Source organism: Kribbella sp. NPDC003505, from assembly GCF_040610875.1.
Taxonomy (GTDB): Bacteria; Actinomycetota; Actinomycetes; order Propionibacteriales; family Kribbellaceae; genus Kribbella.
Map to the genome: position 1 here is coordinate 1 of NZ_JBEXNA010000002.1, position 21,161 is coordinate 21,161.

Sequence of the window (21,161 nt, forward strand, 5' to 3'; positions counted from 1 at the left end):
TGCGCCGCATCGAGACCTTCGCTCCCGCACGCCGAGCTACCGCACCGAGCACCTCCTCGCGACGGCGCTGGATTATCAGACATGCCCTAGGCCCTGTCCTTCTTGATGCCGGCGGGGACTGTCCCCGCCGGCACCTTCCTACTTGTTGACCTTGATCTGGCTGACCTTGTAGCGCCAGACGTTCTGCCAGGCCGGGGTGGATCCGGCCAGGTCGGCGATCGAGACGTCTGCGGTGCCGTCGCCGCGGTCGATCACCGCGATCATGATCGTGGAATACGTCTCCGTCAGCTTCGGCACGCTCACCGGGACCCTGGCCGTCAGCTCGTGGCCAGGGTGGCCGTTGACCGTGATCACCTTGTGGGTGCTGCTGCCCTTCACCACCGTCACGTTCTTGTCGTACAGGTTGACGAGTGCGCGGGCGCCGATCTGGATCGCGGCCTGCTTACGACCCGCCGCGGAGTTCTGGTACGGGATGTCCGGCGGGAGCTGCCCGAACGACACGTAGTTGCCCCACGACGAGCCCTTGCCGTTGTAGTTGTTGTGCACCGTCAACCAGACCGCGGCGCCGCCCCACAAACCGGTGCGCTCGTAGTTGTTGCCCCACGCCGAACTCATCACCGGCATGGTGTCGTTGTTGGCCGCGAGCATCTCGGTCCCGAGCACCTTGCCGTACGGCGTCGGCGTCTTCGTCGGCTTCACCGACGGACTGACCGTCTCGATCGGCTTCTCCGCCGCCGTCGGCAACGCAACCGGACTGATCGCCTCGGCCCGGTTCCACACCCACCCCACACTCAACCCGGTAGCAGCCAAAGCCGCCACCACCAACACCACCGCCCCCACGGCCCGAGCCCGGCCACCAGGCCCAGCCCCGGCACCTACGCCGACGGACCCCCCGCCACCATGCCGAGCCGCCGCCCGCGACCCACCGCCAACCCCACGACTCCCCGCAAACCCACCGGCCCCGTGCCCAGCCCCCTGCGTGGCACCGTGCCCAGCCTCGTGTCTGGCCTCGTACCCAACACCGCCTGCGGCGCCCTGTTCAGCCCCGTGTCCAGCCCGGCGCGTGGTGCCCTGCCCGGTCCCGTGCCCAGCACCCGTCCCTGCCCCGTACGCGGCGCCATGCCCGGCGCCGTCCCGAGCCCCTTGCGCGGCATCCTGCCCAGCGCCGAGTCCAGCGCCATGCGCGGCACTCTGCCCAGCGCCGAGTCCGGCCCCATGCGTGGCGCCCTGCCCGGCGCCGAGCCCAGCACCATGCGTGGCGCCCTGCCCGGCGCCGAGCCCAGCACCATGACCCGCCGCCCCACCGAACCCCCCAGCACCCTGCCCGTCCGAGCGCCCATCACCCGAACCAGCCCCCGGCACACCCGCGTGAGAACCCCCCGCAGCCCCAGGCCCAACGGCCCGCGAAACCACCTCGGTGAACAAAGGCCGCCCACCCTGCGCACCGGCCTGCTGGCCGCTCTGCGGCGCGGAGAGTTGGCTGCCCTGCCCGCCTTGCGCTGAACCGGCCTGCCCGCCCTGCGCCCCGGGCTGCTGAGAGCCCCGCCCGCCGACTTGCTGACCACCACCCTGGGTCGAACCAGCCTGCCCGCCTTGCGGCGCAGGCTGCTGAGCTCCCTGCGCCCCGGCCTGCTGCCCGCTCTGCGGCCCAACCGGCCCACCTAGCGCAGACCCGCCCGGCCTGCCCTGCGCTGAGCCCTGCACCCCCGCCTGCGCCGCGGCGTGCTGACCGCCCTGCACCCCGGCCTGCTGCCCGCTCTGCGGCCCAGCCGGCCCACCTTGCGCAGACCCGCCTGGCCCGCCGTGCGCTGCCGCCTGCGGCGCGGCGTGCTGACCGCCTTGCGGTCCTCCGCCCTGCGGCGCCGAACCGAGGTGCCCGCTTTGCGGCCCAGCCTGCTGGCCACCTTGCGCCGAGCCGACCGGCCCGCCGTGCGTTGAACCCTGCACCCCAGCCTGCGGCGGGGCGTGCTGACCGCTCTGCTGCACGCCCCACATCTGTCCGGTCTGGCCCGGCTGTGCAGGGGTCTGCTGCCCGGGATGGGATTGGGGCTGACGCGGTTGCCCGTAGCCACCGTCTGGTCGGCCCGCTTCACCCTGTCCGGCCTGCTGCACCGGACGCTGCGCACCGTACTGCGCCCCCGCCGGCGGAGCCGCATGCTGAGGCCGCGCCTGCTGCCCACCTGGCTGCTGTCGCTGCTGTGGCTGCTGTACGCCCCACATCGGCGCACCCGCCTGCGCACCGTGCTGCTGACCGCCCGCCGCCTGAGAACCCGTCGGCTGAGAACCCATCGGCTGAGAACCCGCCGCCTGGGACGCCGCGTGCTGCCCGCTCGGCTGGGACCCCGCATGCTGGCCGCCGGACTGGCCGCCCGACTGGTGGGATGCCAAGGGCTGGTCGCCTGGCTGCTGTCCGCCTGGCTGTAGGTCGCCCAACTGCTGTGCGCTTGGTGCCTGTGTGCCGGGGTGTAGCGGCGCAGGTGGTTGCTGAGTGGTCGGTTGCTGGTGGGGAGATGGCTGTGGGGGCTGGCTGGTCCAGTGCTGCTGCGGCGAGGCTGCGTGTTGCGGCCGAACCGGCGGCGGAGGAGGCGGCGCCGGGGCAGGCGACTGCCCGAACAGAGCATCCGAAGACCCACCCTGCCCCGTACCCGGTGCCTGAGCCGATCCCTGAACCCCACCCAGACCGGGCACCTGACCTGGCCCCAGCACCTCTCCACGACCCGGCACCTCACCGGCGCCCGGCGTTTCGCCGGCACTTGCCGCCTGGTCAGCACGCGGCGGTTCACCGAGACCTGGTACGTGGCCGGCGCCCTGTGCCTCGCTGCTGGGCGTAGGGGAGGGCGGTGCTTGGGGTGTGCCGGTGAGCGGGTCCGTGCCCTGGGAGTTGTCGTGGGGCGGGGTGTGGTTGTTGTCAGCCAACTTGAATTCCTAGGTAGGCCTGGTCCGCGGCCTTCTTCAGGTCCGGGCGGTTGTTCGGGATGCCGCTGATGTAGGCGACCGCCGTCCCGTCACCGAGGTCGAAAACGGCCACTGTCAGGGTAAGTACTCGCTCGGTCACCGCGGTCGTCGTCGCGGTCACGGACTGCTGGAACACCCAGCCGGCCTTTCCGCTCCGCTTGACGGGGCCGTTCGCAACCGTCTTGTACGTGACCGGGATGTTCCCGTACATGCGTTCGCGGACCTTCAGGGACAGCGACGCCGCGGTTGCCTTCGGGTCGCCGTTGAAGCCGGATCCGGTGCCCAGACCGCCGACGAAGATGTCCGCGCTCCAGTCGTCGCCTTCGACGACGTCCTCCTTGAGGACGATGCGCTGCCCGTTCGAGTTGATCAGCTGCTCGACCAGGCGCTTGCGGTCCGACCACGGCGGATTCCGGCGCGGGAACGAGATCGCATCCGACGCGATCCGGCCGGCGCCTTCGTGCAGCGACGGGTTCTTCGATTGACCGGGTTTGGTGCTGGACTGGTTCGTCGGTGTGGGCGAGGTGCTCTGTGTCGGCGTACCGGTCGGATCCGGGTCCGCCGTCTCCTTGTCGCCCTTGGTCAGCAGCACCACCGCAGCCACGATGAGCAGGACCACCGCGACCCCGCCGGCGATGATCAGCGGCATCTTCCCGCCGAACGGACCACCGCCGCCGGAACTCTTGGACTTCTTGCTGCCCTTGCCGCCGTCCCGCTTGCCGACGCCGGCGCTCAGGTCGGTCTGACCGCCCCAAGCCTCGCTCCCGTCGTCGCCCCAGGCCCGTTGCGTCTGTTGACCAGCCCAAGCCTGTTGGCCCTGCTGCGGGCCGGCCTGCTGGTTGCCGGCACCCCACTGCTGCTGGGTCGGCTGAGCGTTCTGCTGACCGGCGGCCTCCTGAACGGGCCAGGACTGCCCGCCCCACGCTTGGTCACCACCCTGATGAGCGGCTGGCTGCTGACCCCACGGCGATGATTCCTGTACGCCGTTCGAGTCGCCCCAACCGTTGTCGCTGGGCGCATCAACTCCCGCCGTACTCTGCTGTGAGCCCCAAACTTGCCCGGACTGCGCGCTCTGCCCCGCGCTCGAGGTCTGGCTCGGCTGATCGCCCCAGAGCTGGACAGGCTGCTCCTGCGGGGTCTCTGACGTCTCCGGAACAGTCCAGAGGGGACTGGCCTTCTCTGGTGTCTGATCGTCCTCTTCGTCCGGTGCCTCGACACCCCACGCCGGTACGTCGGTCGCCTGCGCGTCCTGCCCGTCACCGGGCTGGTCACCCCAATCGGGCTGCAGTTGGCTGGCCGCCTCGGCGTCATCGGCCGCCAGCAACTCAGCAGCCCGCTCGTCCGCAGCCCGCTGCTCTGCACCCTGCTGGTCCGCACCCTGCTCGTCTGCAGCTCGCTGGTCCGCTGTCTGCTGGTTCACTGTGTGCGGGGCGGTTGCCTGCTGGTTCGGTGCCTGCGTGTCCGCGGCGTGCGGGACTGCGGCGTGCTGGTCCGTTGCCCGCTGGCTCGTGGCCTGCTCGTCTGCGGCTTGCGTGTCGGTGACGGCTGCAGATGTCGGCGCTGCCTCGGTTGCGTCGTCGGCAAGCGCTGGAGCGAGCTTGAGCGTCCGGCCGGTGGCTTGTTCCTCTGGCTGCGCGTCGGTGGGTGGCAGCTCTTCTTCGAGTTCGGGAGAGATCTCGCGCCTCGTCCAGTGTTCCGGCGGAGCGGGGGCTAGCTCCGGCGCGCCCCAGGTCGCTCGCGCACGTGCGGCTGCCTCTGCTCGTGACGCCTCGGTGGTCTGAGCCGGCTCAGCTGTCTGTGTCGCCTGAGCTGTCTGGGCTGCTGACTGGTGCGACGGCGCAGTTTCTTCCGGCGCGACCGCGCGCAGGCGTGTACCGCCGGTCGCGGCGTCGGTGGTGGACGGCGTCGTGCTCCACAGTTGCGGTGTGGCGGCCGGTTGCCACCAGCCGCCGCCTTCGGCTTGTTCGGTCGTCTCGGCAGGGGTGTGCTGCACCGCGCGTAGGCCAGGCGTGGGCTGTGGCTCGCCCTGCGCAGGCTGTACGGGCACTGGGCGCGTCGGCTCGTTGGCGTCAGGTGCGTGGTCCGCCGGCTGCTGCGCCGGATCTTGCTGCTGCGTGTCCCAACTGCCGGACGTGCCTTGTTCAGAAGGGGTCTGCTCGGGCTGGTCGTACGAGGTGAACTGGTCTGCTGACCACGGCTGCTGGTTGGCCGACCACGACTGTTGCTGGGTCTGCTCAGATGTGCCGGAGCCTTGCACGGTCGGGTCCTGTGGCCAGTCCTGCTGCGCAGACCACGGCTGCTGCTGGGTCTGCTCGGAGTCAGGGTTCGACTGGTCATAGCTGCTGAACTGATCAGCCGACCACGACTGCTGAGGCTGGTTCGGCTGCTGACCCGGCTGTTCGGCAGGCCAGGGCTGTTGCTCGTTCTGCCCTACGGGCTGCTGGCCGGGCTGGTCGTACGAGGTGAACTGGTCGGCCGACCACGGTTGCTGGTCTGCGGACCACGACTGTTGTTGCGTGGTGTCGTGGGGCGTGGCCTGCTGGGCGGGCCAGGGCTGTTGCTGGTTCTGCGCTGCGGGCTCTTGCTGACCGGACCAGGCCTGGTTCTGCTCGGCGTTGGGCTGGTCGTAGGAGCTGAACTGGTCTGCCGACCAGGGCTGCTGATCGGCGGACCAGGGCTGTTGTTGCGTAGTGTCGTGGGGCGCGGACTGCTGGGCAGGCCAGGGCTGGTTCTGCTCCTGAGCTCCGGGCTGCTGTTGGCCGGGCCACGGCTGCTGCTGGGGCTGGTCGGCGTTGGGCTGGTCGTAGGAGCTGAACTGGTCTGCTGACCACGGCTGTTGGTCTGCTGACCACGACTGTTGTTGCGTGGTGTCGTGGGGCGCGGACTGCTGGGCAGGCCAGGGCTGGTTCTGCTCCTGAGCTCCGGGCTGCTGCTGGCCGGGCCACGGCTGCTGCTGGGGCTGGTCGGCGTCGGGCTGGTCGTAGGAGCTGAACTGGTCGGCGGACCACGGCTGCTGATCGGCGGACCACGGCTGCTGGCCGTCGGCGTGCTGGCTCGGCCAGGACGGCTGCTGAGCTGGCTCCTGCTGCTGAGCCGGCCAGGACTGCTGCTGGGACGGCTCGTCCTGCTGGGTCGGCCAGGTTTGCTGCTGAGCAGGCTCCTGCTGCTGGGTCGGCCAAGGCTGTTGCTGCTGCTCGGCTGGCCGGGGCTGCTGGGCCTGGTCGGCGGTGGCTTCCGGGCGGGAGGCGGCCTGATCGGGATCAGCTGGTGTCGGCTCGGGCTTGGAGGTTTCGGGCGCCGTGGGCTCCTCGGTCGCCTCGTTCTCGTGCTTGGTCTTGTTGGTCCACTTCTCGCCGTCCCAGAAGCGGATGGTGTGGGGCTGGCCGGTGGGGTCTGGGTACCAGCCGACGGGTGGGTTGCTCATCCGCGTCCTCGCTGGGATGCCGGCGCGACTGCGCGGACCTGCTCGGCATAGACCTGACCCCAGACGTTCATGTGCACACCGTAACTTCAGCTCGTGTCAGTCGGATCCGTTGGGACCACGTCTCAGACACCGTCCTCCTGACCCAGGCTGAAGGCCGCCTCCAGGTCGTGGCTGGAGTACGCGCGGAAGGCGATGTGGGTCTCGGTGCTGAGCACACCCGGCACCCGGTTGACGTGCTCGGGGATGACGGTGGCGAGGTCGTCGTGCCGCGCGACCCGGACGAGGGCGATCAGGTCGAGCCCGCCGGTCACGGAGTACACCTCGCTGACGCCGTCGATCGCCGCCACCTGCTCGGCGACCTCCGGGATCCGTGCGACGTCGGCCTTGATGAACACGATCGCGGTGACCATGCCGTCCTCTCCTCCAGAACACTCACCTTGTCAACCTGCTGAAGCATAGTCGCGGCCGAGTCCCGGCAGCGCGGCCGCCGTCGGTTCGTCCGCGGGCAGGAACGCCTCCATTCGCAGCTCCGACACGGTCACGTCGACGGCCGTCCCGAACCTGGTCAGCGTGGTGATCAACCGCAGCTCCCCGCCCGGCGACCGCAGCCGCAGCGGTACGGCGAAGCCGAGGTGGTCCGGCCCTGTTTCCGGGCGCGGCGGGATCAGCGAGACCAGCTCGGCGATCAGCGCATCGGCCTCGAGATTCGGCACCAGGGCGGCCTCGCGGCTGAGCCCGTCGATCACGTGCCACGACCACTCGGCGAGATTGACGATCCTGGGCGCCAGCCCGTCGGGGTGCAGGAACAGCCTCGGCACCGACACCGGCGCAGCCAGAAGGTACGGCGCGACTCCGGCGACGAGCGCGTCGAACGACCTGTTCGCAAGCACCACGTCGCCACGCCGGTCCACCACCACGGCCGGGCTCGGCCGGTGACCGTCGAGGATCCGGGCCAACGCGGCCCGGATCGCGCCGAGGCTGGGGGAGTCGTACGGCGTCTCGTCGTACGCCGGGGCGTATCCGCCGGACACGAGCAGCTGGTTGCGCTCTCGCAGCGGCACCTGGAGCGACTCGGCGAGCCGGATGACCATGTCGCGTCCCGGCACCGACCGGCCGCTCTCGATGAAGCTGACGTGCCGCTGTGTGGTCCCCGCACGGACGGCCAGCTCGAGCTGACTCACCCGCCGGCGGGTGCGCCATGACCGTAGTCCCACGGACAGTTCGGATGCCATGCCGCAGTTCTAACGCATGCCGCCGACAATCCATACCCAGCAGGGAATTGCCGGTCGATGGATGCCCCCGGCAAAGTCGTGCACGTGAACAACAACGCAGCGGAAGACCTCGCGAATCGCTATGTAGCAGTCTGGAACGAAGCCGACACCGACGCCCGCAAGGAGGCCGTCGAAGCACTGTGGACCGACGGTGGCGTGCACCTGCTGGAGCCGCCCGAGGAGATCGTCAAGCGGGCCGCCGAGATCGGCGTCACCGCGACTCTGGAGGCGCGTGGACACGCGGAGCTGCTCAGCCGCGTGACCCGCGCGTACGACGAGTTCGTGGCGCCCGGGCAGTACGAGTTCGTGAAGCACGGCGAGGCGGCCGCGCTCCGCGACGTGGTGAAGTTGCGCTGGGCGATGGTCCCGGCCGGCGGCGGCGAGCCGCTTGCCATCGGCATCGATCTCCTCCAGCTCGCCCCCGACGGCCGCATCAGCACCGACTACCAGTTCATCGAGGCGTAGGGCGTGTCTCCCGGCCCCACGCCTACTGCGCGGCACTCGGCGGGCGGCCGGGAGACACGCCCTAACCCACCCTGGCCGGGCCCAGCGGGCGGAGGTGGCGGCGGCGTTCGGTGGGGTGCTGGTGGTGGTCGGAGTGGGCGTTGTCGAGGCGGGTGAGGTGCCGGCCGGCGCCGCTCACCGGGCAGGTCCAGGTGCCGTCCATCTCGACCAGGCGGATGCCGGGGAGCTCGAGCCAGCGCAGGATCAGCTCGATCTCCTCCGGCGAGGCCGCCGCGACCGGCCCGATCCCGGGCAGCACCGTCTCGGCCGAGGCGCGCAGCATCTCCAGGTGCGGCCGCGGGTCGGTGCCGCGCGGGCTGAACCCGGCCGCCGCGAGCCGCCCGCGACGGATCACGTGAAGCTCCCAGCCGCCGTCGTCGGTCCGCCTGGCGGCACAGATCTCGGCGCAGCCGGTGATCGACGCCATCCGCTGCATCCGCGCCGAGCTTCGCACGAACGCGCTCAACCGGTCCCGGTGGACGGCGGCGTCCTCGAACCGCTCGTCCGCGGACAGGACGTCGATGCGCCGGTCGAGTGCCTCGACGACCGGCGTCGGGTCGGCCGTCAGCGCCGACCGGAGCGCCGCGACGAACTCGCCGTACGAATCCATCGAGATCCGCCCGTCGCAGGGCGCCACGCACCGGCCCATCTCCGCCAGCACGCATGGCGACAACGAGGGATGCTTGGACATCCGGGCAGTACACTGCCGGATCGGGAACGCCTCGTGCAGCGCGGCCATCGCCCGCTCGGCGGTCTTGCGGGAGCTGAACGGCCCGAGATACCCGGCGTCGTCGTCCCGCACCTGTTTGACCAGCGACAACCGCGGAAACGGTTCGACCGTGACCTTCAACCATTGTTGCCGCTCCGGGAACTTCGAGCGCCGGTTGTACCGCGGCTTGTGTTCCGCGATCAGCCGCAGCTCCCGGATCTCCGCCTCCAGCGGCGTCCCGCACTCGATCCCGCGGACGCCGGTGGCGATACCGACCATCTCGCCGATCCGGTTCCTGGTCTCGGAGGCGGTGAAGTACGAGCGGACGCGGGTGCGCAGGTCCTTGGACTTCCCGACGTACAGCACCTCGCCGCGGTCGTCGGTGAACAGGTACACACCCGGTGCGTGCGGCAACGACTCGGCCAGGTGGCGTTTGGCCCGGACGGCCGGCGCGACCCGGGACGAGAACGTCTGCAGGTCCTCCAGCGTTTGCACGCCCAACGACCCGACACGCTCGAACAGCCCGTGCAGCACGTCGACGGTCGCGCGGGCGTCGGCCAATGCGCGGTGGTTCGGCGTGGTCGTCGTGCGGAACAGCTTCGCGAGGGTGCCGAGCTTGCAGTTCGGCGCCTCGTCGGGGGTGATCACCCGGCGGGCCAGCAGCGCGGTGTCGACGACGGTGAAGTCGGGCCAGTCGTATCCGTGGACGAGGCTCTCGTGTTTCAGGAAGCCCATGTCGAACGGCGCGTTGTGCGCCACCATCACGCAGCCGCGCGCGAACTCCAGGAACGCGGGCAGCACCGACTCGATCCGCGGCGAGGCGGCGACCATGCCGTTGGTGATCCCGGTCAGCACGGCGATGAACGGCGGGATCGACTCCGACGGGTTGACCAGCGTCTGGAACTCGCCGACCACCTCGCCCGCGCGCACCTTGACCGCGCCGATCTCGGTGATGCCGCCCTCGCCCGGCGGGTTGCCGGTGGTCTCCAGGTCGACGACGCAGAACGTGATGGCGTGCAGCGGCGTGCCGAGGTCGTCGAAGCTGTGCTGCACGCCGCGGATCGGCAGTATCGGATCCGGGGCCGGCGCATGCCCTGGGCTGGTCATGGCCACGACGCTAGGAGCCGCCACCGACAATTCCGCAGGTGACACGCAGGAGAGTCGACTAGGCTCTCGGTATGCGTACACAGGCGATCACCGCCGAACCGGGCCCGGCGCCCGCTCGCTGTGGTCTGCGTCACTGGTCCAGCAGCAGCTGCCAGGTCGTCGTTCCAGCCGGACTGCGGACCGGTGACTGAGGCCGGCACCGCCGCGAGCTCCGCCGCTACGACTTTGCCTGAACCGGTCCGGCAACGCGTCCTGACCCTCGCCGCGCACGCCCTCGGTCAGCTGCCCGCGACCGACATCCCGGCGCCGCTGCGCCGGTTCGCCAGCTTCGCCCCGGCGAAACGGGCCAAGCTGTCGGCCTCGGTGCTCGGGCCGATCCTGGAGACCGACGACCACTTCCGCCGGCTGACGGCCTTCGAGGTACGGCGGGAGCACCCGGAGCTCGGCGACGCGGTGGCAGACGGCGTCCCGGTCCCGGCCGCGGATCCGGTCGAGGTCGCCGCGCTCGCCTACCTGCTGCGTCCCGATGACTGGGAGCAGCACATCGCCGCGGCCGCCCAGATCCCGGTGGAGAACCCGCAGGCTGGTAACGATGCCGTGAACCGGCTCACCGACCAGCTCGACCAGGCGCGCACCGAGACCCGCCAGGTGCGCGAACGGCTTCGTGAACAGGTCAACGAGCTGAAGGCCGAGAACGTCACGCTCCGGCGCAAGCTGAACGAGGCCCGGCAGCGGATCAGCGGTCTGCAGACGGAGGTCGAGCAACGCACCAGGGAAGCCGAGAGCGCCGACGAACGCGTCGACGCGGCGCGGGCCGAGGTCGAGCGGGAGCTGCGCAAGCTCCGCGCCCGCATCACCGAACTGGAGGCGGTCGAGCACGCGGCCCGTCGTACGGCGGGGCAGGAGCGCGAGTTCGCGTCGACCCGGACCCGGCTGTTGCTGGACACGTTGCTCGAGGCAGCGAGCGGTCTGCGCCGTGAACTGGCCCTGCCGCCCGGGGGAGAGCTCCGTCCCGCGGACACGGTGGCCGGCTCGGAGCCCGATGCGGCCCCGGTCGGGCGTACGGCGCCTGAGGACGACCCGGCGCTCTTCGACGAGTTGCTCGCGTTGCCGCAGGTGCATCTGATCATCGACGGCTACAACGTGACGAAGACCGCCTGGCCGAACTCACCGTTGCATTCGCAGCGTCAGCGGCTCGTCACTGCACTGGGTGCACTGGTCGCACAGCGGCGCATCGAGGTCACCGTGGTGTTCGACGGCGCCGAGCTGTCGGGTCCGGTCCAGCTGAACCCGCCCCGCGGTGTGCGGGTGCGGTTCAGTCCGGCCGGCGTGATCGCCGACGAGGTGATCCGGCAACTGGTCCGCGCGGAACCACCCGGCCGCCCGGTCGTGGTCGTCTCCACCGACCGCGAAGTTGCCGACAGCATCGTCAAACTCGGCGCCCGCGCGCTCAGCGCGAGCAGCCTCATCGCACGCATCGCACGCGCCTGACAACAGAAATTGTCGGCGGGGGTCTCTAGCGTCCTTCTCAGCCGGATGCAAGTCCGGGTGCTTCCCCCCTTGGAGGATGTTGTGCTGATCGACTGCGACGCCTGTGTGATGAAGGGTCCGGGCTGCCAGGACTGCGTCGTCACGGTGGTGCTGGGGTTCTCGGAGGAACGGTCCGGCAGCCTGCGGATCGACGACGACGAGAAGGCCGCCCTGGACGCGCTCGCCGAGTCCGGCCTGGTCCCGCCGCTACGCCTCGTGCACGCGGTGAACAGCGTCGACCCGAACGACGCGCCGAAGGAGCAGACCGGCTGACCGCCGCCGATGTCAGGACCCTTGCGGACGAAGGCGAAACGATCGTTTGGCCGCCATCGGCCTTCGTTAATTTTCGATCAAACCCGAGGGGCGAATTGCACTGGTCACAAAACGGTCACTACTGTTACCTCTCGTTGCCTCAGGGCGTCGGCCGCTCCGGCCGACCGGGCAACGGCAAGCCGAGGGAGTGATCCGGCGGATCCGCGGACCGAAAGTCCGTGCGGAGGGCCTGATCAACGGGGACGGCGCGAGCAGAGGAAGGGACCGACCGGGCTGTGTCCATCGGACGCATCAACCGCACCAAGGGAATCGCCCTCGCCGCCATCACCAGCACCGCTGTCGCCGCGGGAGTGATCTTCATCCAGGGAGCGGCTGACGCCGACCCCAAGCCCACTCTGGCCGAGGCGAAGAAGCAGATCGCGGCGCTGCAGCACCAGGCCGAGGAGGCCGGCGAGTCGGCGAACGACCTGCGTGGGCAGATCACCGCCTCGAGCGCCCGGGTGAAGGCCCTGCAGGCGGGTATCGCCAAGCAGCAGGCCCAGGTGGACGCGGTGAAGCGGCAGATCGGCTCCCTCGCGGTCGCCGGGTACCAGACGTCGGGCATCTCCACGACCGCGCAGCTGCTGCTGTCGAGCAACCCGGACCAGTTCCTCAGCCAGGCGTCCACCGCCCAGGCCTTCGCCGGCCAGCAGAACTCGGCGCTGCGTCGTTACCAGGTCGCGCAGGGCAAGCTCACCGACCTGCAGGCCAGCGAGCAGACCGAGCTGGCCGCGCTGCAGGCCGTGCAGGCGAAGCAGGACGCGTTCAAGAACCAGCTCCAGGGCAAGCTCGACGCGGCGCAGAAGGTGCTCGACAAGCTCAGCGACGCCGAGCGCAAGCGGATCGAGGAAGAGACCGCCAAGGAGGCGGAGGAGGCGCGCAGGCAGCGTCCGACCCGCACCGGCGACCGCACCAGCGACGACAAGAACCTGCCGAACGTCCCGGCCAGCGGCCGCGCGAAGATCGCGATCGACGCCGCGCTCGCCCACCTCGGCGACTCGTACGTGTGGGGTGCCGCGGGCCCGAACTCGTTCGACTGCTCCGGCCTGACCATGTACGCCTGGGGCAAGGCCGGCGTCTCGCTGTCGCACTCGTCGAAGGCGCAGGCCAGCGAGGGCCGCCGGGTCAGCAAGTCCGACCTGATGCCGGGCGACCTGGTCTTCTTCTTCAGCCCGATCAGCCACGTCGGCATCTACCTCGGCAACGGCCGGATCGTGCACGCGCCGCGCCCGGGCAAGAGCGTGGAGATCGCCCCGCTCGACGAGAACCCGTACAACACCGCGGTCCGTCCGGGCTGACCTGCGACCTTGACATACTCTGCGGCTCCGGGGGTCCCCCGGAGCCGCGGCTTTTCACGGCGGTGCCGTAGTGTCGGAGGAGGCACGTAGTGTTCCGCCTGGTCGGGGCAGGTGAGCAGCGAAGGGCCGAGGTGATCGACGAACAGGGCGATACGGTTCCACTGCCGGTGATCCCGTCGTCCGGTGACCCTCGGGAGCCGATCGACCACCGGCCGGAGTCACGCGCCGACGGTCCGCAGCGGCCGCCGTTCGCACCGATCCTGAAGAAGGTCGCGCTCGGCGTCGCCGTCTGCCTGGTCGCCGGAGCCGGGTATGCCGGTCTGCAGCACATCGCCGACGCCCCGGCCGATCCGAACGCTCCGGGAGCGGGCCAGGCGCCGCAGTCGACGCCGACCACACCCGACCAGGCCCAGGCCGGTGTGCAGCGGGCGGTCGCCGGTGAGGCGGTTCTGCAGAAGATGACCGACGCGGTCGAGAACGAGGACCGCACCGAGTTCCTGAACACGATCGACCCCAAGGCCACGCAGTTCCGGACCACTGCGCGGACGATCTACAGCAACCTCACCACGCTGCCGCTCGGCACCTTCCAGTTGCGCTACGTGAGCGACGACGCGGCCGCGCTGACCCCGGACCGGCAGGCGGAGCTCGGCGGGACCCAGTCCTGGCTCGCGCAGGTCGAGGTCTCCTGGCAACTCGCCGGGTACGACGTCAAACCCGCCCGCGAGACGCTCCCGGTGACCTTCGTGACCCGCGACGGCAAGACGTATGCCGCGTCGTTCTCGGAGCGGTTCGTGGCGGGACAGCGCCGGCCGGTCTGGGCGCTCGGCCCGATCGACCTGGCCAAGGGCGAGCACAGCCTGGTGATCAGCCTGGAATCGGAGTCCGAGGCGCGCAGCTATGTGTCGGTCGCGGACAAGGCGGTCGAGTCGGTCACGAAGGTGTGGGGCAAGGGCTGGCGGCAGAAGGTGGTCGTCTACTTGCCGGCCAAGCAGGCCCAGATGGAGAACGTGCTCGGCGCGCAGCCGAACACCTACACCCAGATCGCGGCCGTCACGATGGCCGAGCTGGACACGCCGGCCATCGGCGCGCCGGTGCGGATCGTGGCCAATCCGAAGCTGTTCGAGGAGCTCGGCAAGCAGGGCCGGCGGATCGTGCTCACGCACGAGACCACCCACGTCGCGTCGACCGCGACTGCGTCACCGGTGCCGTTGTGGCTGGCCGAGGGCTTTGCGGACTACGTCGCGTTCACCGCCGTGCCGGTGCAGGACGAGTCGGCGGCGAAGGAGCTGTTCAAGGCGGTCCGGGCGGGGCATGTGCCGGCTTCGCTGCCGTCCCCGGAGGCGTTCGCGGCGTCGGCGACCGAGCTGCCGCAGGCGTACGAGTCGGCCTGGCTGGCCTGCCGGCTGATCGCCGAGCGTGAGGGGCAGGACAAGCTGGTCCGCTTCTACCGCGCGGTGCACGCGTCGAAGACGTCGGCCGGGCTGGCGGACGCGTTCAAGTCGGTGCTGGGGATGACCGAGGCCGAGTTCGTCGCCGAATGGCAGAAGTACCTCGAACGGCTCGCCGGTGCCTAGAGCAACGTCCCGTCCGTGGGCGCCTCGCGCCGCGGGCGGTCTGCTCGCGCTCGCACTGGTCTTCACGATCGCCGTCACCACGCCCTGGCACCTGATCGATCTGCCCGCACCGGACGCCGCGCTGGACTTCACGTCCGCGGAGATCGCCCGCCAGAACGCGTTCCGCCACGAGCTCCTCCGCTGGTCGACGGCATCGTGGATCATCTCGGTGGTGGTCCCGCTGGTGATCGGCTTCAGTCCGTTGGGCCGCCGGCTGTACGACGCTCTGCACATCCGCTGGTGGGTCCTCGCCGTACCGGTCATGGTGGCGGGGATCGCCCTGATCACCAACCTGCTCACCCTTCCGACCGACGTGCTCGCCCAGCGGGTCAGTCAAAAGTACGGCCTGGCGGTCGAGAACTGGCGGCTGTGGGTGTGGGACCGCGGCGTGAACTGGGCGATCACGTCGCTCGGCGTCGCGGTGCTCGCGGTCGTCCTGATCGCCTTCGCGAAGCGCCGCCCGCACGGCTGGTGGTTGCCCGGAGCAATCGTCTCCGCGCTGCTCGTGCTCGGTGTGTCGTTCGCGTACCCGGTGCTGGTCGAGCCGCGGTTCAACACGTTCACGTCGATGCCCGCCGGCGCCCTGCGCAACGACTTCCTGAAGCTCGCGGCCGAGGACGGCGTACCGGTGAAGGACGTGCTGGTCGCGGACGCGTCGAAGCGGACCACGGCGCTCAACGCGTACGTGTCCGGTTTCGGTTCGACCCGGCGGCTGGTCGTCTACGACACGCTCCTGAAGGACACGCCGCCCGCGCAGGTCCGGCTCGTCGTGGCGCACGAGCTCGGCCACGCCGCGGAGGACGACGTCCTGCACGGCACCCTGATCGGCGTGCTCGGTACGGCGTTCGGCATCACGCTGCTGTACCTGTTGGCCGGACCCCGGCTGGCGGACCCGCGGCGTACGGCGGTCCTGGTCGCGCTGATCGTGGCCGGTGCGACGCTGGCGAGCCCGGTGCAGAACCTGGTGAGCCGCAAGATCGAGGCGCGCGCCGACTACCACTCGCTCCGGCTGACGAACGACCCGCGCGATTTCGTGGCGATGCAGCACGACCTCGCCGTGCGGAACATCTCCGGCCTGGAGCCCAGCCGCTGGCGGTACTGGATGTTCGCCAGCCATCCGACGGCGCCGGAGCGGATCGCGATGGGCCGGGCCTGGGCGGCCGGCAACGGCGGCACGGTCCCGCCGCTGGCGAAACGATGACGGTCCTCGTCGTCACCAACGACTTCCCGCCCCGGCAGGGCGGGATCGAGACGTTCGTCCGTTCGCTGTGCGACGAGCTGCCCGATGTCGTCGTCTACACCTCGCGCGAGCCGGGCGACGCGGCGTACGACGCCACGCTGCCGTTCTCGGTCGTCCGCGACCGGTCGTCGATGTTGTTGCCGACGGCCCGCGTCACGAAGCGGGCCGTGCAGGTGATGCGGGAGTACGGCGCCGACCGGGTTCTGTTCGGGGCGGCCGCACCGCTCGGGTTGATGGGGAACGCGCTGCGCCGGGCCGGCGCGCGGAAGATCGTCGCGATGACGCACGGGCACGAGACGTGGTGGGCCGGCGTACCAGGAGCCCGGCAGGCGTTGCGCAGGATCGGGGACGCGGCCGACACGGTCACGACGGTGTCGTCGTGGTGCGAGGAGCAGATCGTTCCCGCCCTTTCACCGGCGGCTGCCGGGCGGGTGCGACGGCTGACGCCGGGGGTCGACTCCACCCGGTTCGTTCCTGGCTGCGGTGGCGAACAGGTCCGCAAAGGGCTTGGGCTGGACGGCGTTCCGGTGGTCGCGTGTGTGTCGCGGCTGATTCGCCGCAAGGGCCAGGACACGCTGATCCGGGCGTGGCCGCGGGTTCGCGAGTCGGTGCCCGGGGCCGTGCTGCTGCTGGTCGGCGGCGGGCCGGACCGGGACTATCTGGAGGAGTTGGCGGTGAGCACCGGGGTGTCCGACGCGGTGGTATTAACGGGGCCGGTTCCGTGGGCCGAGGTCCCGCCGTACGTCGATGCGGCGGACGTGTTCGCGATGCCGTGCCGAACCCGGCGGTTCGGGCTGGAGCCGGAGGCGCTGGGGATCGTCACGCTGGAAGCGTCGGCGACCGGCAAGCCGGTGGTGGTGGGGGATTCCGGTGGGGCTTCCGACACGGTCCTGCACGGTACGACGGGGTACCTGGTGGATCCGTACAACCCGGCCGCCGTCGGCGCGCGCCTGAGCGAACTGCTGACGAACCCCCAGCACTGTGAGGTTCTGGGCGCAGCGGGCCGCACGTGGGTGGAGGACGAGTGGGCGTGGTCGCGGTCGGGCGCCGTGCTGCGGGAACTGCTCGGCGTGTGACGCGCGGGGGAATGGGTGGACACGGTGTGGTGGGGGTCGTGTACTCTGGCCGACATGCACCGGATGTTCCGACTTGCCGCAGCCGTACGAGCTTTCCGCTCTCCGGCTGCCGCTGCCTGACATCCTGAAACTTCCACCGGCGACCGGAAACGGTTCGCCGGTGTTGTTGTTTCCGTAGCCCCGGTGGTCCGGCTCCGGTCCTGAATCGACAAGGACGAGAACCATGAGCATCACCAGGACCTTCATCGACTTCTTCATCGACCGCGACCACGTCCCGACGACGGGGTCCACGCTCATCCCGCGGCTCGGCGATCCCGTGCTCTTCACGACCTCGGGCATGCATCCGCTCACGCCGTACCTGGAGGGCGAGCCACATCCACTGGGGCGCAGACTCACCGGCGTCCAGCGATGCCTGCGCACCACCGATCTCGACGAGGTGGGGGATCCGACCCACCTGACGGTGTTCGAGATGCTCGGTTCGTGGTCGCTCGGCGACTACGGCAGCAGCCAGACCCTGGAATGGGGGTACGAACTGCTGACCACCGGCTACGGCCTCGACCCCCGGCAGCTGTACGTGACCGTCTTCGGCGGCGACGACAGTGACGACGGAGTGCCGCTCGACCAGGAATCGCTGCGCACCTGGCAGCAGCTCGGCCTGCCGATCGAGTTGACCACCGACGACAACTGGTGGTCGAACGGCCCGACCGGTCCGTGCGGCCCGGACTCGGAGATCTTCGTCTGGACCGGTGACGGCGAGCCGGAAGGTACGCCGACCACCGACGACCGCTGGGTCGAGGTCTGGAACCACGTGATGATGCGCTACCGCCGCCACGACGACGGTTCGCTGGAGCCGCTGTCGCAGCGCAACATCGACACCGGCCTCGGCCTCGAGCGGCTGACGATGCTCCTGGAGGGCAAGACCTCGGTGTACGAGACCTCGCTGTTCGAGCCGTGGATGCGGATCGTCCCGAAGCTCTGGACGCTGGACGAGCGGTCGCAGCGGATCGTCATCGACCACCTGCGATCCAGCATCGTGATCGTCGGCGACGGTGTGCACCCGTCGAACACCGGCCGCGGGTACGTGCTGCGCCGGCTGATCCGCCGGATGCTGACCATCCTCTGGCAGACCGACGAGTCGCGGTCACTGTCCGACCTGCCGATCGAGCTGTTCGAGCACACCCTGAACCACTTCCACCAGGGCGAGACGGTGACGCTGATCCGGCGAATCCTGATCGACGAGGAGATCCGGTTCAGCAACCTGCTCGACCGCGGCCGCAAGGTCCTCAGCCACGAGCGGTTCCACAAGTCGCTCGACGACACCGACTACGAGTACCTGCACGACACCCACGGTCTACCGCGGGAACTCGTCGACTCCCTGCGTTAGATGGCTGCCGGATCCAGTACGTCGGTCTGGGGAGCGTCGGGGATCTCCGGTGACGCGACCTTCCCGACCGACGACTGGGCCACGAACGCGCCGATCAGCACGATCACGCCGCCGGCGATCTGGTTGGGCCGCAGCGTCTCGCCGAGCAGGATCAGCGCGAAGATGCAGGCGGCGACCACCTCGACGTACGCGACCGCACCCGCGATCGCGGCCGACAGCCGCTGCACCGCGGCCGCGCCGGCCAGGTAGGCGACGACCGTGCTGACCAGGATCAGCCAGGCGGCCATCACCCAGCCCGGCGCGTGCCGGTCGCCGATCGCGATCGTGTCGGCGAGCACGTGCCACGGCGTACCCCACGGCGCCGCGATCAGCGTCAGGACGACGGCGCCGACGACGCTGCCCGCGGCCGTCATCACGAGCGGGTCCGCGGCGCCGGTGAGCTTGTCGATCAGGATGAAGTACGTCGCCTGACAGGCGGCCGCGCCGAGACCGGCGATCAGGCCGATCAGGTCGATCCGCAACCCCGACCAGATCTCGGCCACGGTCGCGAGACCGACGACCGCGATGCTGACACCGATCGCGGCCGAGCGCGGGACGGCGACCTTCTGGCCGAACTTCAGCCACGCGACCACCAGCACCGGACCGGAGAACTCGAGCATCAGCGCCACGCCCACCGGCAACCGGCTGGCGGCGAGGAAGAACAGCGTCTGGCAGCCGGCGATCCCGGTCAGGCCGTACAGCACGAGCGCCTTCCAGGACGCCCGCGCGGCGCGCAGACCGCCGCGGCCGCGGAAGATCAGCACGAGCGGGACGAGCACGGCGGCGGCGCCGAGGATCCGTAACCAGGCCGCCTGCTGGGGCGTGAAGCCGGCCCCGATCAAGGCCTTGGCGAACGGCCCCGACCCGCCGAACGTGATCGCGGAGAAGACCGCGAACCCCAACCCCACCGACTTCGTGCTGTACATGGGCATAACGCTCTCATGCCCATTACATGCCTGTCGAGTGGGATCTCACAGGACGTTCACGGCGCGGGCCGCGATGATGGCGACGGTCAGCAGGGAGATCGCCGACTGGACGCCCATCAGCATCTTGGTCCGGGCCGTCAGCGGCATCGTGTCGGTCGGGCTGAACGCGGTCGCGGCGGTGAACGACACGAACAGGTAGTCGGTGAACCCGGGCAGCCAGCCCTTCCAGCCGGGCAGGTCGACGGTCATCTGCGGGAACAGCAGATCCGCCCGCTCGGTCTCGCGCTCGTGCTCCGGCGCCCGTGCGAACGGGCCGCCGCGGTCGATCTCCCAGTACCAGACCGCGAACGCGACGACGTTCGTGACCCAGATCAGCACGGCGCTCTTCACCAGCACCTTGCCCTCGTTGGCGTCGCCGTTGTTGAGGAAGAAGATCATCCCGGCCAGGTAGAACGCGTTCACCGCCACCAGGACGCCGAGCAGGGTGAGCTCCACCCACCGCAGCCAGGGCTCGTCCCGGCGCAGGTGGAACGGGTTCATCCAGACCAGCGGCACCAGCAGGAGGAAGCCGAGCGCCGGCATCAGCCAGCGCGGCAGCGCGTTGATCTGCGCCGGCACCAGCAGTTGGAGAACGAGCACGGCCAGCACCGCCAGCGAGGCCGGCCAGCGCCGGGTGTGGCGGGTGCGTGGATACGACGCCTTCTTCACCCCAGCATTCTGACGCCGATCAGCGCTCAGCCGACGGAGGCGTCGACCACGGCCTGTCCCACCTCGGTACGCCGGTAGTGCACCTGGTGCCCGGTACGGCGACGTGTCGCGAGCCCCGCGTCGTACAGCGCCGACAGGTGTTCGGCGACCGTCGCGAGCGCCAGGTCGTACTGGGCGGCGAGGGCGCTGGTCGTGGCGGGCGGGTCGAGCGCGACGAGCAGCGTGGCGCGCGTGCGGCCGAGGAGGCGTGCCAGCGGATCCGGGGGAGCAGGGGCGTCGGACCAGAGTCGCGCGGCGCCGCGGGCGGGGTAGACGAGGGTCGGGTGGTACGCGGGGTCGACGACGATCACCAGGTACGGCCAGGCGAAGACCCCGGGCACCAGGAGCAGGCCCTGCCCGGTGAGATCGCGGTCTTCTGAGCGGTACCGCGTAGCGATCAGCTTGTCGTCCTCCCAGGCCAGGGTCGGGTGCAGGTCGTCGAACAGGCCGGCCAGGCCGCCGTCGGTCAACTGCCGACCGCGGTAGGCGATGTCGTCCTCGAGGACGCGGCTGATCAGCGGCCAGTCCGGCTTGATCAGGGCCTCCCAAGCGGCCTCGATCTCGTCGGCCAGTCGCTCCCGGCTGCCGCTCAGGTCGGTCAGCATGACGTCGATCTCAGGCGCGGCAGGGTTTTTCAACTCGTCCCGGGACCGGATCAGTTCGGTCCGGACCGTGTCGAGCGGGGTGCTGCGGACGCGGGCGATCGCGGTGCCGAACTTCGCGCGCGACGCCTTGGGTGGTGGCGTCAGGAAGTCCGGTGTGAACCCGACGCGTGGCTGCACGGCCTTCAACAGCCGCAGGTCCAGGGTCCGCGCGACGTCCCGCTTCGCCGCGATCCAGTCGCCGTACAGCGGCCGGTGCTTCGACCCGTTCAGGACCCGCACCGCCGACATCGTCTCCCACAACGGCGACACTCCGAACCGGCAGCGCAGCGCGTCCGCCTGCGTGAACCGCAGGACGGTCATGAACCAGAACTTTCGGCCACAACCAAAACTCTACGCCGGTCGTCCCGCGGTCGGGCACTCT

General features: G+C 70.2%; 17 protein-coding genes. 9 read left to right on the top strand and 8 right to left on the bottom strand.

Annotated elements, in window-relative coordinates; translation table 11 throughout:
- Window positions 1-138: 138 nt before the first annotated feature.
- Entirely contained in the window at window positions 139-819 is a 681-nt protein-coding gene (locus ABZX12_RS04470) for a hypothetical protein (RefSeq protein WP_355689759.1), read from the bottom strand.
- A gap of 1,146 nt (window positions 820-1,965) precedes the next feature.
- On the opposite strand from ABZX12_RS04470, the gene ABZX12_RS04475 reads away from it, so the two are divergent.
- Entirely contained in the window at window positions 1,966-2,424 is a 459-nt protein-coding gene (locus ABZX12_RS04475; RefSeq protein ID WP_355689760.1) for a hypothetical protein, read from the top strand.
- 484 nt (window positions 2,425-2,908) lie between these two features.
- Here the strand turns inward: ABZX12_RS04475 and ABZX12_RS04480 are convergent, their stop codons facing one another.
- The 3 genes from ABZX12_RS04480 to ABZX12_RS04490 all read right to left on the bottom strand — a co-directional run bounded on the left by ABZX12_RS04480 (window position 2,909) and on the right by ABZX12_RS04490 (window position 7,611).
- Window positions 2,909-6,379 carry a hypothetical protein gene (locus ABZX12_RS04480; protein WP_355689762.1) on the bottom strand — a complete coding sequence of 1,157 codons (3,471 nt, stop codon included), beginning with the start codon at window positions 6,377-6,379 and terminating at the stop codon, window positions 2,909-2,911.
- Between the two features lie 122 nt (window positions 6,380-6,501).
- Window positions 6,502-6,789 carry an Lrp/AsnC ligand binding domain-containing protein gene (locus ABZX12_RS04485; protein ID WP_355480274.1) on the bottom strand — a complete coding sequence of 96 codons (288 nt, stop codon included), beginning with the start codon at window positions 6,787-6,789 and terminating at the stop codon, window positions 6,502-6,504.
- Between the two features lie 30 nt (window positions 6,790-6,819).
- Window positions 6,820-7,611, bottom strand: coding sequence for a helix-turn-helix transcriptional regulator (locus tag ABZX12_RS04490; RefSeq protein ID WP_355689763.1), 792 nt, complete (start codon window positions 7,609-7,611; stop codon window positions 6,820-6,822).
- Window positions 7,612-7,695: 84 nt separating this feature from the next.
- Here ABZX12_RS04490 and ABZX12_RS04495 point away from each other — a divergent pair, with 84 nt between their 5' ends.
- Window positions 7,696-8,115 carry a hypothetical protein gene (locus ABZX12_RS04495; protein WP_355689765.1) on the top strand — a complete coding sequence of 140 codons (420 nt, stop codon included), beginning with the start codon at window positions 7,696-7,698 and terminating at the stop codon, window positions 8,113-8,115.
- A gap of 61 nt (window positions 8,116-8,176) precedes the next feature.
- On the opposite strand, the gene ABZX12_RS04500 is transcribed toward ABZX12_RS04495, so the two are convergent.
- Complete coding sequence (locus tag ABZX12_RS04500) at window positions 8,177-9,970, bottom strand: DEDD exonuclease domain-containing protein (protein WP_355689767.1); 1,794 nt, start codon at window positions 9,968-9,970, stop codon at window positions 8,177-8,179.
- 225 nt (window positions 9,971-10,195) lie between these two features.
- Here ABZX12_RS04500 and ABZX12_RS04505 point away from each other — a divergent pair, with 225 nt between their 5' ends.
- The 7 genes from ABZX12_RS04505 to ABZX12_RS04535 all read left to right on the top strand — a co-directional run bounded on the left by ABZX12_RS04505 (window position 10,196) and on the right by ABZX12_RS04535 (window position 18,423).
- Window positions 10,196-11,461: an NYN domain-containing protein gene (locus ABZX12_RS04505; RefSeq protein WP_355689769.1), complete on the top strand. Its 1,266-nt coding sequence runs from the start codon at window positions 10,196-10,198 to the stop codon at window positions 11,459-11,461.
- Window positions 11,462-11,542: 81 nt separating this feature from the next.
- Window positions 11,543-11,773 carry a hypothetical protein gene (locus ABZX12_RS04510; RefSeq protein ID WP_355689771.1) on the top strand — a complete coding sequence of 77 codons (231 nt, stop codon included), beginning with the start codon at window positions 11,543-11,545 and terminating at the stop codon, window positions 11,771-11,773.
- 275 nt (window positions 11,774-12,048) lie between these two features.
- A complete protein-coding gene (locus ABZX12_RS04515) occupies window positions 12,049-13,110 on the top strand; it encodes an NlpC/P60 family protein (RefSeq protein WP_355689773.1) in 1,062 nt (353 codons plus the stop codon).
- Between the two features lie 89 nt (window positions 13,111-13,199).
- The gene (locus tag ABZX12_RS04520) at window positions 13,200-14,684 is read left to right on the top strand and encodes a hypothetical protein (RefSeq protein ID WP_355689775.1); all 1,485 of its coding nucleotides are present in this window, start codon (window positions 13,200-13,202) and stop codon (window positions 14,682-14,684) included.
- On the top strand, window positions 14,677-15,924 hold the full coding sequence (locus ABZX12_RS04525; protein WP_355689777.1) for a M48 family metallopeptidase: 1,248 nt from the start codon (window positions 14,677-14,679) through the stop codon (window positions 15,922-15,924). The genes ABZX12_RS04520 and ABZX12_RS04525 overlap by 8 nt, the downstream gene beginning before the upstream one ends.
- Window positions 15,921-17,039: a glycosyltransferase family 4 protein gene (locus ABZX12_RS04530; protein WP_355689779.1), complete on the top strand. Its 1,119-nt coding sequence runs from the start codon at window positions 15,921-15,923 to the stop codon at window positions 17,037-17,039. The genes ABZX12_RS04525 and ABZX12_RS04530 overlap by 4 nt, the downstream gene beginning before the upstream one ends.
- A gap of 223 nt (window positions 17,040-17,262) precedes the next feature.
- Window positions 17,263-18,423, top strand: a complete 1,161-nt coding sequence (locus ABZX12_RS04535; RefSeq protein ID WP_355689780.1) for an alanine--tRNA ligase-related protein — start codon at window positions 17,263-17,265, stop codon at window positions 18,421-18,423.
- Here the strand turns inward: ABZX12_RS04535 and ABZX12_RS04540 are convergent.
- Genes ABZX12_RS04540 through ABZX12_RS04550 form a run of 3 tightly spaced genes read right to left on the bottom strand, consistent with a single transcriptional unit; the run spans window position 18,420 to window position 21,100 of the window.
- Window positions 18,420-19,388 carry an EamA family transporter gene (locus ABZX12_RS04540; protein ID WP_355689782.1) on the bottom strand — a complete coding sequence of 323 codons (969 nt, stop codon included), beginning with the start codon at window positions 19,386-19,388 and terminating at the stop codon, window positions 18,420-18,422. The genes ABZX12_RS04535 and ABZX12_RS04540 overlap by 4 nt on opposite strands.
- Before the next feature lie 45 nt (window positions 19,389-19,433).
- Entirely contained in the window at window positions 19,434-20,096 is a 663-nt protein-coding gene (locus tag ABZX12_RS04545; RefSeq protein ID WP_355689784.1) for a hypothetical protein, read from the bottom strand.
- Between the two features lie 26 nt (window positions 20,097-20,122).
- A complete protein-coding gene (locus ABZX12_RS04550; protein ID WP_355689786.1) occupies window positions 20,123-21,100 on the bottom strand; it encodes a DUF5937 family protein in 978 nt (325 codons plus the stop codon).
- Window positions 21,101-21,161: the final 61 nt, after the last annotated feature.

What these genes read in the sequence shown, in the direction of transcription:
- ABZX12_RS04540 (WP_355689782.1), bottom strand. Translation starts at nt 19,388, where the DNA reads ATGTACAGCACGAAGTCGGTGGGGTTGGGGTTCGCGGTCTTCTCCGCG.
- ABZX12_RS04500 (WP_355689767.1), bottom strand. Translation starts at nt 9,970, where the DNA reads ATGACCAGCCCAGGGCATGCGCCGGCCCCGGATCCGATACTGCCGATC.
- ABZX12_RS04550 (WP_355689786.1), bottom strand. Translation starts at nt 21,100, where the DNA reads ATGACCGTCCTGCGGTTCACGCAGGCGGACGCGCTGCGCTGCCGGTTC.
- ABZX12_RS04535 (WP_355689780.1), top strand. Translation starts at nt 17,263, where the DNA reads ATGAGCATCACCAGGACCTTCATCGACTTCTTCATCGACCGCGACCAC.
- ABZX12_RS04480 (WP_355689762.1), bottom strand. Translation starts at nt 6,379, where the DNA reads ATGAGCAACCCACCCGTCGGCTGGTACCCAGACCCCACCGGCCAGCCC.
- ABZX12_RS04490 (WP_355689763.1), bottom strand. Translation starts at nt 7,611, where the DNA reads ATGGCATCCGAACTGTCCGTGGGACTACGGTCATGGCGCACCCGCCGG.
- ABZX12_RS04530 (WP_355689779.1), top strand. Translation starts at nt 15,921, where the DNA reads ATGACGGTCCTCGTCGTCACCAACGACTTCCCGCCCCGGCAGGGCGGG.
- ABZX12_RS04485 (WP_355480274.1), bottom strand. Translation starts at nt 6,789, where the DNA reads ATGGTCACCGCGATCGTGTTCATCAAGGCCGACGTCGCACGGATCCCG.